The sequence below is a fragment of the Streptococcus sp. 1001283B150225_161107_H12 genome, assembly GCF_015552665.1.
GTDB lineage: Bacteria > Bacillota > Bacilli > Lactobacillales > Streptococcaceae > Streptococcus.
The window spans coordinates 69,849-82,194 of sequence record NZ_JADNFC010000004.1; the positions used below are offsets into that span (position 1 = coordinate 69,849).

Sequence of the window (12,346 nt, forward strand, 5' to 3'; positions counted from 1 at the left end):
ACTGGCCAAGCCATTTTGCGCTTTTTTTGATATACTAGAAGGAGCGAAGAAAAGAGGACCCTATGACACCAAATAAAGAAGATTACCTCAAGTGCATCTATGAAATCGGCACGCAACATGAAAAAATTAGTAACAAAGAGATTGCGGCCCGGATGCAGGTTTCGCCTCCAGCCGTGACTGAGATGGTCAAGCGAATGATCTCGGAGAATCTCCTCATCAAGGATAAGACCCACGGCTATCTGCTTACCGAGCTCGGCCTTCAAACAGTTTCCGATCTCTTTCGCAAGCACCGATTGATTGAAGTGTTCTTGCTCAAAAAACTGGGCTATACAACTGAAGAAGTCCATGAAGAGGCTGAGGTGCTCGAGCATACTGTCTCCGACCGCTTTATCGATAAACTTGACCAGATGTTAGACACTCCCAAAACCTGCCCCCATGGAGGAACCATTCCACCCAAAGGACAACTCCTCATCGAGGCTTACCAGGACCGTTTGAGTGATGTCAGCGAACTGGGAACCTATCGTTTGCGAAGAGTCCAGGATAGCTTTGAATTGCTGAATTTTTTAGACCAGATCCAACTGAGCATTGGAGATGACATTCTCTTCAAAGGCTACGACGATTACACTGGCCTCTATCAGCTCCAGATCAAAGACCAAGACATCCAGATCAATCATCTGATTGCCCAACAACTTTACATAGAAAAACATGCCCTTTAATCAAGGGCATGTTTGAATGTAGCCAAACTACTTTTTACTTAAGATAGCTGGATAATTTTTAAAATAAGTTCTTCTGTTACTTTGAATTATTAAAGTAAATCCGAAACTTTCCGCCGTGAGAAAAATGCTTGAAACAATAATGTTTCAAGCATTCGGGAGTTTTGAAACCTTAGGTTCAAAACTAAGTCATGGAACTTCGTAGAAGTTCGCTGACGTCCGTACTCACCTAAGGAAAGTTTCTAGGAATACTATTTCTTCAATCCCACATGCTCTTAATCAAGGGCATGTTTTTTTCTTTCTATGGATTTTTCGTATCGAGGATGATAGTCACTGGGCCATCATTGATGAGTTCGATTGCCATATCTGCAGCGAAGACCCCTCGTTTGACAGGGACTTCCTTTTCTAACAAATCATTGAAGTCATCGTAGAGCTGGCTGGCCATCTCTGGATTGGCTGCCCCGATAAAGGCTGGACGATTGCCTTTTTTTGTCTGGGCAAAGAGGGTAAATTGAGAAATCGAGAGGATTTCTCCTTGAATATCCTTGACAGATAAGTTCATCTTCCCTTCTTCATCCGAGAAAATCCGCATTTGGGTGACCTTGCGCACCGCATACTCCAAATCCTTCTGGTCATCCTCAGGCCCCACTCCCACCAAGAGAAGAAGTCCTTCTTGAATCTGACTATAAACTTGACCGTCAATAGAAACCGAGGCCCTTTTGACCCGTTGAATCACTAATTTCATCTTATTATCCTATTTTAACAATCTATTGAGCATTCACTGCTACCTTCAAAGAAAATCGACATCAGACAAGGCAGTGAGACGAAGACAGTACTGAAGTACGGCGAGGCGAGCTAACCAAGCAATAAATGAATTCTAACCACACTTCTCAATCTTCAAAGAAAATCGACATCAGACAAGGCAGTGAGACGCAGGCATAACTGTAGTTAGGCCAGTTGAAACTAACGCAGTATGAAGTCGATTTTCGCAGAAGATTAGCCGTTGGTACGCTTAACAGAGTACACCTCCGGCACACTCTTAATCTTATCCACAACCGTTGTCAACATGGACAAATTTGGAATCCCGAAAGAAATGTGGATATTGGCAAACTTCATATCTTTGGTTGGTTGGGCATTGACGGTTGAGATCATCTTGGCCGTATTAGAGAGGACTTGAAGGACATCATTGAGAAGGCCTGCGCGGTTGAGGCCGTAGATATCGATATGGGCGATGTAGTCCTTGGTCGAGTTATTGTCTTCCCACTCGACGTCGATCAAGCGTTGCTCGTAGTTGTCTTGGGCCCGCAGGTTCATACAGTCTTGACGGTGAATGGCAACCCCACGTCCTTTGGTAATGTAACCGACAATTGTATCTCCTGGGACGGGATTGCAACACTTAGCAATCCGGATCAAGAGACCAGAAGCCCCTTGGATGACCACGCCACCTTCATGGCGGACCTTGAGGGTGTCTTTTTTGTTTTCAACCTTGACTTCGCCACCTTTGACCAGCTCTTCAGCTTCTGCACGCGCCTTGGCCTTTTCCTCTTCTCGACGCTCTTCCTCCGTCAAACGATTAAAGACAGAGATGGCTCCGACTTCTCCAAAACCGATGGCCGCAAACAGGGCATCTTCGGTCTTGTAGCTGGTCTTTTGCAAGACCTTGTCCATGTGCTTCTTATCCATGAACTTGTTGGCAATCATATCATGCTCATGGAATTGGGCCATGAGCAACTCTCGTCCACGGTTGATCGAGAGTTCCTTGTCTTGGTTCTTAAAGAATTGGCGGATCTTATTGCGGGCCTTGCTGGTCTTGACGATATTGAGCCAGTCACGACTTGGTCCAAATGAATTTGGATTGGTGATGATTTCAACCTGGTCACCCGTTTTCAGCTTGGTAGTCAAAGGAACCATACGGCCATTAACTTTGGCACCAGTCGCTTTTTCCCCGATCTTGGTATGAATCTCATAGGCAAAGTCAATCGGTCCAGAATCCTTTGGAAGAGAACGAACCGCTCCATCTGGGGTAAAGACATAAATCTCTTCTGCCAGATAGTTTTCTTTGACAGTATCAACAAATTCCTTGGCATCATCCGCCTGGTCTTGGAGTTCCATCATCTCCTTGATCCAGTTCATCCCAATAGCCGATTCTTTGCTATTGACTTGGCCCTTGATTCCTTTCTTATAAGCCCAGTGTGCCGCAACCCCGTACTCAGCAACCTCGTGCATTTCCTTGGTACGGATCTGGAACTCGATGGGACCTTTTGGTCCGTAAACAGTGGTATGGATGGACTGGTAACCATTGGCCTTCCGATTGGCGATGTAGTCCTTGAAACGGCCTGGCATAGGCTTCCACAACTCGTGGATATAGCCCAGCATGGCATAGACATCGCTCGGTGATTCCAGGATACAGCGAATGGCAATCAAATCATAGATTTCATCAAAGCGTTTCTTCTTATCCTGCATCTTGCGGTAGATGGAGTAGATATGCTTAGGACGACCATAGATTTTCCCATAGAGGTGGCGTTCTGCCGCATAGGACTCGATCTTTTGGACAACTTCTTCTACCAAGGCTTCCCGCTCGCGACGCTTCTCCTTCATCATATGGGAAATTTTATAGAACTCGACTTCATTCAGATAACGGAAGGATAGATCTTCCAATTCCCACTTGACGCTGGAAATCCCGAGACGGTGGGCTAGCGGCGCATAGATTTCCATGGTTTCTTGAGAAATCCGTTCTTGCTTGTCCTTGCGTAAATGCTTCAAAGTCCGCATGTTGTGCAAGCGGTCTGCTAGCTTGACCAAGATGACACGGATATCCTGAGACATGGCCATGAGCATCTTGCGGTGGTTCTCTGCCAGCTGCTCTTCATGGGACTTGTATTTGACCTTCCCGAGCTTGGTCACTCCATCAACAATCACTCGGACATCGTGCCCAAATTCACGTTCTAAATCATCTAGGGTCGCGTTTGTATCCTCGACAACGTCGTGCAAAAAACCACAGGCAACCGTCACAGCATCCAACTTCAATTTTGCCAAAATACCGGCAACTTGAATAGGGTGGATGATATAGGGTTCACCTGATTTACGGAATTGCCCACTATGGCAGTCGACTGCATAAAGGAGAGCTTTTTCTACAAATGCAACATCCTCTCCCGACAAGTATTTTTTGGTAAGGGCAATAACCTGGCCCCCTGTTAAAGGTTCTTCTTTCGGCATCTAGTTTTCTCCACTTTCTTGCCTTCTATTCTATCACTTTTAGCTCTATATGAAAACTAGTCCGATTGACTTTCATGCTATTTGAAGAGCTTTCCAGCACTATCAGCCAGAAATCCCGAACGTAGGTTCCCTTTTTATACAAATACTCCATTTTTTATAAAAAATTCATTAATTTGTAATATATAAAAAATAATAAAACGAATAAATTCTGAACAAAATAAGATATAAAAGAAACGCGTGAAGGTCTACCTTCACGCGTTTTTCATTAATTCTGTGACAACACTCACTGCGCTAAGAGCGTAGAGTGGGGCTGTTTCTGCTCGAAGAATACGAGGGCCAAGTCCTGCAAGTATTGCTCCTTTAGCTTCAAAAGACTCAATTTCCGCAGGTGAAAGACCACCTTCCGGTCCAAAGATAAAGAGTAGTTTACTTCCAGCTTCCAATCCTGTCAGCGACTGAATCAGAGCGGCTGCCTCACCTTCTTTGGCAGACTCTTCATAGGCTACCACGATGCGGTCAAACTGATCGAGTTGCGCTAGAAGGTCTGCTTTTTTCTCAAAAAGGGTAATACTTGGAACGAAGTTACGCTTGCTTTGCTCTGCTGCTCCAAGGGCGATTTTTTCTAGTTTTTCGACCTTTTTACCCAATTTCTTGCCGTCCCATTTGGCAACGGACCAATCGGCAGGGAAAGCCCAGATCTGACTAGCTCCGAGTTCTGTTACTTTCTGAGTGATGAACTCGAGCTTGTCTCCTTTGGGGAAACCTGATGCGATGGTCACTTGGACTGGCAGTTCTACATTGTCAGCCAATTCCTCAACTAGCTCCAACTGACGGGCTTCTACATTGACCACGCGTGCCAAACGCTTGATCCCATCATCGAAGACCAAGGTAACCTCATCCTCTTCTTTCAGGCGCATAACCTGAAACATGTGCTTGCTGGTTTCCTTGTCCTCTATGGTGACAGGCGAGACAGGCAAGCCTTTTACAAAATACTGCTGCATGCTAGCCTCCAATCACACCGGAGACATCCTTGGTCTTCTTGAAGACGCAGGCATTCCATTCCCCTTGGATCATGTGAGTTTCAAGGAAAAATCCAGCTGACTCAGCCGACTCACGCACCATGTCCCACTTGTCCTTGATAATGCCACTCATGATGAGATAACCTTCGTCCTTGACCAAACGATAGGCATCATCCGTCAGGTAGATAAGGATATCCGCCAAGATGTTAGCCACGATGACATCTGCTTCAATCTCCACACCCTTAAGCAAATCGCCTGGGGCTACATGGATGTTCTCCATGCCCGGATTGAGCTCAATATTTTCCTGAGCGACGCGAACCGCTACATCATCCAGGTCATAGGCGAAGATTTCCTTGGCACCTAGGAGTGAGCTAGCAATAGAGAGAACACCTGAACCAGTCCCCACATCCAGCACCGTTTCCCCACCACGAAGGACCTGCTCCAAGGCAAAGAGGCTCATCTTGGTCGTCGGGTGAGTTCCTGTCCCAAAGGCCATACCAGGATCTAGCTTGATAATCTTTTCTCCAGCCGTCGCCTCATAGTCCGTCCATGACGGAACGATAGTCAAATCATGAGTGATGCGAGCTGGTTCGTAGTATTTCTTCCAGTTGTCCGCCCAATCTTCCTCAGCCAAGGCAGACGTCCCCATCTTGACCTCTCCTAGATCCATAAAGTCTGTCAATTCTGCTAAGCGAGCCTGCAAATCCGCTTCAACCTCTGCGACATCAACCGTTTCCGGGTAGTAGGCGGTCACCACGATTTCTTCTTGTTGCTCGACCTCAGGAAAAATCTCACCGAAACGGTCGACATTGCCCACATAGTCCATGCTGTCCTCGATTGCGACCCCTTGGGCACCTAACTCGATCAAGAGATTGGAGACTAGTTCCTCACCCTCACGCTTCACTGTAACTTTTAGCTCTTGCCATGTTTCCATCTGATTCTCCTTAACACTCTATCATTTCTTCTAATTCTTTTAAGGTCTTCCCATCCTGATTCTTCCAGTCAGTTCGTCCATTCGTAGGCATACCAAGCAGAAAACCTGCAGCATAAGACGGACTAGAAAAGAGTTGGTTTTCTTGCAAAATCCCATCTTTAATGACGTTTTCTTCCATTAGCGCATGACGCAGTTCTTTCAAACTTGTTGGTAATGTAGGGGAATCAATCATTTCCACTTGACTACCTTCTAAAACTACAAAACCTTCTGAAGTCTGCTCACAGATAGCTTCAATCATTCGATTTGATTTCTTCGTTTTTCGCTTCAAATAAAGATGAGTTGAATTTTCATCAGAAATATTCTGACCTATTTTCTTGGTCATAGGAACAAACACTCGATACCCTAAGGTTCCTACAATCATCAAGGTGTTTTCCACAACCTCATCCAACTCCGACTGCTTTTCTTCCGTAACATTTCCAGAATTTGGCTCATTCCCATTTTTTACAATGAAGCGCCCCGCGTCTTTAGCTAATTGTGTAAATTTATTTTCCAGGTAACTGATTTCTGTGGGACCAAAGGAATTATTCTGCGTCGTCAAAATAATGACATCATTAAAATAATCCGCATGGTTATCACGAGTATGTTCCTGAACACGTAAAAGGACACCCTCACCATTTTTGCGATTCGTCGCCTGCCCGATGTAGGTAACATCCTTTTGCTTATCCTCATCACGGCCAAATAAGAAATAAATGCCACTTTGCTTCATTTCATCACGTGATTTTAAATCCGCCAATTGAATTCGAGGAATTTTATAAATCACACCGGTCCAATTTGACAAGGTACATTTGATTTTTCCTGTCACTTCGCCATCCATGAGAAACATGTTAATATTTTTACTACGCTTCATCATTTATCCTTCTCCACATAATCTCGTACTCGTTCTTGCAATTGAGGTACAACCCGATCTGATGTCAAAAGCTCTTCAATGCTGACTAATTTGTAGCTCTGGCCCTCGTCTCCAAAGATGATACTTTCGAACTGTTCCTGCGTCAACTTCCCAACTAAAAAGACAGATTTCTTGTTCTCATCTAGCATACTGGGGTAGAGTCGAGACCAGATTATGTCATCTTTCGACAGTTGGATATTTAATTCTTCATAGACTTCACGCGCCACGCACTCGAAAGGACTCTCGTCCCCTTCCCGACCACCACCTGGCAACTCCCACAGATTAGGCCAAGGAATGGTTGGTTTGTCATCGCGCAAGATGGTCAAAATTTGCCCATCACAAATCAAGGCAATCTTACAACCCGTAAAATCTATTCTGCTATCCAATAATTCCATGATGATGACCTTTTCTTATCATAACTACTACTCTATAGAAAACCCCTAGCTAGCTTTCTTCAATCACCTTTTGGCACTCTGCATCCCAGTACGCCTGCCATCTGCCATGTTTTTTAGCAAAATAAACCGTAAACTCATCATTGACATAATCTGCAACATAGCGAAGATTAGGAGGATTTTCATCAAAACTTAATATCCAAGGATGGAAGTAAAAGGTTTTCTCCCACCTCTTCTGAGTATAGCCGAGATTCTTGGCAAACTGAGGGATAGGTTGTTGCAACTCGCTTTCCAAATGGGACTGAATGGCATTGTCAAAACTATTCAAACGAGCTAATAGTTGCTTAAACTGATCTTCCTCCTCAATTTTGAAATCACCTATGAACTCAAATTCTGCAAAGTCTATAGAAAATTCAAATAATGTGATTTTACCATCCTCAACATAGTGCCCATCTTCATCAACACAACAACGAGTTCCTGACTTCAATACTCGCTCGAAATCTAAATCCGCAAAGCGATTGCGGGAAAGGATCGACTCACGTTCTTGAGATTTTTGGGATTTTTTACTAAATAACCGCTTAAATTTCTGAAGCATCGGACAGCTCCCTTTCCTATTTCTCAGCTCACCTGAGTCTCTTCTTCCTGTATGGCTTGTTCCAACTCATCTAACCACTGCTGGTAATAGGCTTTCTCATCCCGCAGCATGCGACTCACATCCATCTTCTGTCTGGCAAGCTTGATCGCCTTGTGTGTCTGGGTCAAATCCTTCTTGACCTTAAATTGATACCAGGCTTGGACCGCCTGTATATTGGTCAATTTCATCGACAAAAAAGACTTGACTCGTCGAATGGACGCGTATTCCTCTGCTTTCTCATGATCACCTTCCAATAAGGCGATATGCAGTAGGGACAACTGGGCGGCCGTTTGAATCATCGGGTTATCTGCCCTCTCCAGTAAAGCCTGAAAGTGCTCTTTAGCCGCCTCTCGATCGCCTTCTAGGATCAAAACTTCTCCCTGAAGGGCTAAGGCACCCTCCACAAAGCCTCCTTGGGCCTCCTCGGGAACAGGTCCAACAAAGTCTTTTAGGTCATAGTCTTCTGGGGCTAGCAGGGTCTGAGCAGAATGGCGCAGTCCTAGATAAGCATAGGTTACATTTTCAGGATGGCGCATCAATTCTAAAATTTTGGCTCCATCTGTAATCCCAAGAGGGAGAACATTGGCCAAAATAAAGGAGAGATTTAGACAAATCCAAGTTCCTGCAAAATACCAACTCTGTGTCAGAACTCCAAAGAGGAGGGATAGGATGAGTAAGGTCAAATGAACCAATATCCCACCTGAAAGCATCAAGATCATTCGTTGGTCACTTTCATCCTCTTTTAGTCCAATATACTGGGCGCCAACATTTTTCAGAACTGCCGTCTGGCTAAGACGAAACTTTCCTTCCTTTTTAGTCAGAAGGAAACTTCCCAAGCCCAAAGCGACGAGGCGATAACCCGTCAGATAGCCACAAAAAGCATGCCCCAGTTCATGAAGAATGAAAATGAGATACATACTAGAAAAAGTGAAGAGATAGCCCGGTACAAAAACCAGTTGAAAGCCTAAATCCGTAAAGGCGATCGTCCCCAAGGCAAAAGCACCCATCAAGAGAAGAAAGGACAGGCCGTAAACCAGGTAGGTCCCAATTTTTTTCATTAACTCTCCCACTTGTTTCTAATATCTCGGATAAGGGTAAAAGGTGCTTTCTTCTAGACCAACCTTTCCTTCTTCAAAAACTTCTTGGTTCCAGACGATCTCAAAGCTCTCTGCTTCTTCGTCTGCTAAGAAATCCATGAGGTCATCCAAGGCTAGCTCGGCCGTATCCTTTAGGAAGGTCGCAAAATAAGCTAGAAATTCCCGAGACAAGCCTTTTTTTGGCTCATACGGAATCGCCGTTAAATAGGCATCTTCTTCCACATGCGACTTGGCTGGATTGTAGAAGATGACGGCTTCTTCAAAGAAGATATCCTCGTCAGACTCTTCCCCCGACTCATCGACCAAGGCAACTCCTCCTGTGTTTTGCACTTCCAAGAGAAAAGCCACTTCTACCGCATGATTTTTCTTATCCCAATTGATCTCAAAGTCAAAGGGAAAGACCTTGTCCATTTCCTCTTCTAAAACATCCAAAAATCCATATTTAGACATCGTGTCCTCTTTCTAATTTCCCACTCTTAGAGCGGAATATGATACAATAGTTACTACAATCTTACCATAAAAACTGCCTCTTTTAAAGGAGACAAAGCTAGAAAGGAGACCCTCATGCCGGACAATCTCGCCCTGCGCATGCGCCCCAAAACCATCGACCAGGTTATCGGCCAAGAGCACCTCATCGGGGAGGGGAAAATCATCCGCCGCATGGTGGAGGCCAATCGTCTCTCGTCCATGATTCTCTATGGCCCTCCGGGGATTGGCAAGACCAGTATTGCTTCAGCCATCGCGGGCACGACCAAGTATGCCTTTCGGACCTTCAATGCAACCGTCGACAGCAAAAAACGCCTGCAAGAGATCGCAGAGGAAGCCAAGTTTTCAGGTGGCTTAGTCCTGCTTTTGGATGAGATCCATCGCCTCGATAAAACCAAGCAAGATTTTCTCCTGCCTTTGCTCGAAAGCGGTCTGGTCATCATGATCGGCGCAACGACTGAGAATCCTTTCTTCTCCGTGACGCCTGCCATTCGCAGTCGGGTACAGATTTTTGAGTTGGAACCCTTGACCAATGAACAGGTCAAAGAGGCGATCCAGTTGGCACTGAGCGACCCTGAGCGGGGCTTTGACTTCCCTGTTACCCTCGATGAGGAAGCCTTGGATTTCATAGCCACTTCGACCAATGGAGACCTGCGTTCTGCCTATAATTCTCTCGATTTAGCTGTCCTCTCTACTAAGGAAGGGGAGGATGGCATTCGCCACATCAGTCTCGAGATCATGGAAAACAGCCTCCAACGGAGCTATATCACCATGGACAAGGACGGAGACGGCCACTACGATGTCCTCTCTGCTCTTCAAAAATCCATCCGCGGATCTGATGTCGATGCTAGTCTCCACTACGCCGCACGTTTGATCGAAGCGGGCGATCTACCCAGCTTAGCCCGTCGCTTGACGGTCATTGCCTACGAAGATATCGGCCTGGCCAATCCAGATGCGCAGATCCATACGGTGACAGCCCTTCAGGCAGCGGAGCGCATCGGCTTCCCCGAAGCCCGCATCCTCATCGCCAACATCGTCATTGATCTGGCACTTTCGCCTAAGTCCAACTCAGCCTACGTCGCCATGGACAAGGCCTTGTCTGACCTCCGGAAGTCGGGCAATCTTCCTATCCCCCGCCATTTACGGGATGGTCACTATGCCGGAAGCAAGACCTTGGGAAATGCCCAAGACTACAAGTATCCCCACAATTATCCTGGCAATTGGGTCCAACAGGACTACCTACCAGACAAGCTGAAGGGGGCCTCTTATTTCACTCCAAATAAAAATGGCAAATACGAGCGAGCCCTAGGGACGACAAAAGAGAAGATTGATCAATTCAAGAAAAGGTGATATCGGTTCCAAAAAATTGAGATTTTCCCTTGAAATTTTTTTGAAATATGGTATCATATACATATAGAAACGCTGTGGTGTACGACTTCACACTTAAGTGTTGACCGACTATTTTTTGTATTATTAGGGAAACAAAGGACTTCTAACAGCATGCAGGCCGTATCACGCGGAAGCAGCTTCAGTTAGAGCAAGTTGCCCACCTGCTTAATTGCGCGGGTTCAATACAAACCGTGAAGTTTCGGCACCAATACAGCTTTTTTTTGCCTCCTTAGCTCAGTTGGTAGAGCAGTAGACTCTTAATCTATGGGTCGCAGGTTCGAGCCCTGCAGGGGGCATCTAAATCAACAGGAAAAAGCCTTGATTTATAAGGCTTTTTTGCTTGTCTATAACTGATTTGCCCCATCATTTGCCCCACATTTTTTTATGAGCAATCTTTCCAAACATCTCTAATTTGATTAAATTCTTCAAAAATTTTCTCTTCTAAAGTGTGTCCATATACTTCTACTAACATTGAAATATCTCGATGACCTAAAATCTTTGCAATAACTCCAAGGTCAAATCCTTTGTGCCAGAGGTAGCTTCCATAGGTATGACGTGCTCCTTTTGTCGTGATAATTGGATATATATCTAATTCATTTAAAAGAACACTCATAGCTTTATTGACACTTGCAATATCTGGTACCAAGTGTATATACATAATGCTGAAAAATCATTTTATACCTATTCTTGATTCCTAGCTCTTTATTAGCTTTCTCTTGTTCAATTTTTAGGACTTGTAATATCTTGATACATTCTTCGTCTATCGGTACCATCCGAATAGACGTTTTGTTTTTTGGAGGGACAAATTTATGAGAAAGGGTATTAAACCTCCTATATGTTTTTAGCAGTCCTCTGTCAAAGTCAACTTCATTCCAAGTTAACGCTATTAACTCTCCAAACCTCATGCCTGTTTTTAATAGAAAATAGACGATATAAGGAACAATTGAACGTTGGTAATCAAATTTTCTCTTTACTGCTAAAAGTAAATCCAGATAGTCCTTTTCTGTATGTAAATATTTCTCTTCTGTCATCTGTTGTTCTTTGGATGAAAATAACTCAACATGTTGTGTAAAATCATCTATTAGAACTTTGTCTGCAATTGCCATTTGGATGCTCTGATGAATCCCAGTATTCAATCTACCAAGAAAATTTCTACCAACCGTCTGCCCATACTTATTCATAATCCTTTGGTATTCACTCGCACGAATTTGAGTGACTTTTTTATTTCCAAATAATCTTTCAATTGTGTTTTTACGGAGAAGATATTTTTTCTTTGTCTCTTCCGACCTACTACTCGGTAGAATTTTTAGTTCAAGCCATTCTTGATACAGATCTACAAGAGAAATATCTCTAGAAATTCTTTTTCCTAAACGAAGTTCTTGCAGAATCGGTTCAGCTTCTGACTCTGCAAGTTTTTTTGTTTTAAAACCGCTATTATGAACAACAGTTTTCCCTTCGCTACGAATTTCATAGGTCCATAAATTACTATCTCCTCGCTTTCGATAACGAACACTTGCCAT

11 protein-coding genes, 1 tRNA gene and 1 pseudogene are annotated in these 12,346 nt (G+C 44.4%); 3 read left to right on the top strand and 10 right to left on the bottom strand.

All coding sequences use genetic code 11. From position 1 onward, the window contains the following. Positions 1-62 precede the first annotated feature (62 nt). Positions 63-716, top strand: a complete 654-nt coding sequence (locus tag I2C87_RS06995) for a metal-dependent transcriptional regulator (RefSeq protein WP_125374791.1) — start codon at positions 63-65, stop codon at positions 714-716. Positions 717-1,014: 298 nt separating this feature from the next. On the opposite strand, the gene dtd is transcribed toward I2C87_RS06995, so the two are convergent. The 9 genes from dtd to I2C87_RS07040 form a co-directional block, all read right to left on the bottom strand. Then, positions 1,015-1,458 carry a D-aminoacyl-tRNA deacylase gene (gene dtd, locus I2C87_RS07000; RefSeq protein ID WP_048691599.1) on the bottom strand — a complete coding sequence of 148 codons (444 nt, stop codon included), beginning with the start codon at positions 1,456-1,458 and terminating at the stop codon, positions 1,015-1,017. 251 nt (positions 1,459-1,709) lie between these two features. Next, on the bottom strand, positions 1,710-3,929 hold the full coding sequence (locus I2C87_RS07005) for a RelA/SpoT family protein (protein ID WP_048691597.1): 2,220 nt from the start codon (positions 3,927-3,929) through the stop codon (positions 1,710-1,712). Positions 3,930-4,180: 251 nt separating this feature from the next. Continuing rightward, on the bottom strand, positions 4,181-4,930 hold the full coding sequence (locus I2C87_RS07010) for a 16S rRNA (uracil(1498)-N(3))-methyltransferase (protein WP_195324312.1): 750 nt from the start codon (positions 4,928-4,930) through the stop codon (positions 4,181-4,183). A gap of 1 nt (position 4,931) precedes the next feature. Continuing rightward, the gene (gene prmA / locus I2C87_RS07015; RefSeq protein WP_195324313.1) at positions 4,932-5,882 is read right to left on the bottom strand and encodes a 50S ribosomal protein L11 methyltransferase; all 951 of its coding nucleotides are present in this window, start codon (positions 5,880-5,882) and stop codon (positions 4,932-4,934) included. 10 nt (positions 5,883-5,892) lie between these two features. Continuing rightward, positions 5,893-6,792, bottom strand: coding sequence for a GIY-YIG nuclease family protein (locus I2C87_RS07020; protein ID WP_195324314.1), 900 nt, complete (start codon positions 6,790-6,792; stop codon positions 5,893-5,895). Next, complete coding sequence (locus tag I2C87_RS07025) at positions 6,789-7,223, bottom strand: NUDIX hydrolase (protein ID WP_195324315.1); 435 nt, start codon at positions 7,221-7,223, stop codon at positions 6,789-6,791. Before I2C87_RS07025 ends, I2C87_RS07020 begins: the two co-directional genes overlap by 4 nt. Before the next feature lie 49 nt (positions 7,224-7,272). Then, positions 7,273-7,815, bottom strand: coding sequence for a hypothetical protein (locus I2C87_RS07030; protein ID WP_195324316.1), 543 nt, complete (start codon positions 7,813-7,815; stop codon positions 7,273-7,275). 23 nt (positions 7,816-7,838) lie between these two features. Continuing rightward, complete coding sequence (locus I2C87_RS07035; protein WP_195324317.1) at positions 7,839-8,912, bottom strand: site-2 protease family protein; 1,074 nt, start codon at positions 8,910-8,912, stop codon at positions 7,839-7,841. A gap of 18 nt (positions 8,913-8,930) precedes the next feature. Continuing rightward, entirely contained in the window at positions 8,931-9,401 is a 471-nt protein-coding gene (locus tag I2C87_RS07040; RefSeq protein WP_048717561.1) for a DUF3013 family protein, read from the bottom strand. A gap of 114 nt (positions 9,402-9,515) precedes the next feature. Here I2C87_RS07040 and I2C87_RS07045 point away from each other — a divergent pair, with 114 nt between their 5' ends. Both I2C87_RS07045 and I2C87_RS07050 read left to right on the top strand, forming a co-directional pair. Beyond that, the gene (locus I2C87_RS07045) at positions 9,516-10,787 is read left to right on the top strand and encodes a replication-associated recombination protein A (RefSeq protein ID WP_195324318.1); all 1,272 of its coding nucleotides are present in this window, start codon (positions 9,516-9,518) and stop codon (positions 10,785-10,787) included. 262 nt (positions 10,788-11,049) lie between these two features. Next, positions 11,050-11,122, top strand: a tRNA-Lys gene (locus I2C87_RS07050). An 86-nt stretch (positions 11,123-11,208) separates the two neighbouring features. Here I2C87_RS07050 and I2C87_RS07055 read toward each other — a convergent pair. Next, a pseudogene (locus I2C87_RS07055) lies at positions 11,209-12,346 on the bottom strand (tyrosine-type recombinase/integrase).

What these genes read in the sequence shown, in the direction of transcription:
- I2C87_RS07045 (WP_195324318.1), top strand. Translation starts at nt 9,516, where the DNA reads ATGCCGGACAATCTCGCCCTGCGCATGCGCCCCAAAACCATCGACCAG.
- I2C87_RS07005 (WP_048691597.1), bottom strand. Translation starts at nt 3,929, where the DNA reads ATGCCGAAAGAAGAACCTTTAACAGGGGGCCAGGTTATTGCCCTTACC.
- I2C87_RS07030 (WP_195324316.1), bottom strand. Translation starts at nt 7,815, where the DNA reads ATGCTTCAGAAATTTAAGCGGTTATTTAGTAAAAAATCCCAAAAATCT.
- I2C87_RS07010 (WP_195324312.1), bottom strand. Translation starts at nt 4,930, where the DNA reads ATGCAGCAGTATTTTGTAAAAGGCTTGCCTGTCTCGCCTGTCACCATA.
- I2C87_RS06995 (WP_125374791.1), top strand. Translation starts at nt 63, where the DNA reads ATGACACCAAATAAAGAAGATTACCTCAAGTGCATCTATGAAATCGGC.
- dtd (WP_048691599.1), bottom strand. Translation starts at nt 1,458, where the DNA reads ATGAAATTAGTGATTCAACGGGTCAAAAGGGCCTCGGTTTCTATTGAC.
- I2C87_RS07040 (WP_048717561.1), bottom strand. Translation starts at nt 9,401, where the DNA reads ATGTCTAAATATGGATTTTTGGATGTTTTAGAAGAGGAAATGGACAAG.
- I2C87_RS07035 (WP_195324317.1), bottom strand. Translation starts at nt 8,912, where the DNA reads ATGAAAAAAATTGGGACCTACCTGGTTTACGGCCTGTCCTTTCTTCTC.
- I2C87_RS07020 (WP_195324314.1), bottom strand. Translation starts at nt 6,792, where the DNA reads ATGATGAAGCGTAGTAAAAATATTAACATGTTTCTCATGGATGGCGAA.
- I2C87_RS07025 (WP_195324315.1), bottom strand. Translation starts at nt 7,223, where the DNA reads ATGGAATTATTGGATAGCAGAATAGATTTTACGGGTTGTAAGATTGCC.
- prmA (WP_195324313.1), bottom strand. Translation starts at nt 5,882, where the DNA reads ATGGAAACATGGCAAGAGCTAAAAGTTACAGTGAAGCGTGAGGGTGAG.